Below are 577 nucleotides of genomic sequence, written 5' to 3'. Positions count from 1 at the left end.
ACCCTTTCCAGAAAGGCTACCCGCCCAAAGCGCCAGTCCTCATATTTAGCTTTTTGCAATACGCCCACATCCATCAGCACATCTACGGGTGCCGCATAGCCTCTTTTTTGGCATTGCCGGTACATCGAATCCTGGACCCTTGAAATCATCACCTGATCGGTCATTTTATTGCCTGCCATCGGGTAAAAGATACCTCCAGTTCTCTTGAATCTTATCTTGTTGATCTTATTATAGCTCATTTCTAACACGCCGTGTATTTTTTCTTTTGTATCCGCAGGGCAGAGATAGCCTGTTTTCACAAAAAATCAAAAAATAAAGCATACTTTTGATTTAAGCTATCTCTTTCCTGCAATATCAAAAATTCTCTTTCCGCAGGTCCACTTCAAGGCGGTTTCCCGCGCGTTTCTTTTGCCCATTCCCGTCCAGGCTTACCATTTATAAAATGGCGAAACACACAGCACAACATAGGAAGTCCCCCGATCCGTTTTTATTTCACCAGGGCTCACGATCTCTCTCCCTGTTACGACAGATTGGCACAAGTGGTCTACCGCACCGCCGGGCCCATTCTCTGCATCTG

General features: G+C 45.8%; 1 pseudogene. It reads right to left on the bottom strand.

Annotated features, from left to right (window positions below):
- A pseudogene (locus DW091_RS20250) lies at positions 1-299 on the bottom strand (hypothetical protein); the annotation flags it as partial.
- Positions 300-577: the final 278 nt, after the last annotated feature.

The organism is Eubacterium sp. AM05-23 (assembly GCF_003477535.1).
Taxonomy (GTDB): domain Bacteria; phylum Bacillota; class Clostridia; order Eubacteriales; family Eubacteriaceae; genus Eubacterium; species Eubacterium maltosivorans.
Note: the sequence above shows the minus strand (reverse complement) of the source record. Positions and strands in the feature narration are given on the sequence as shown.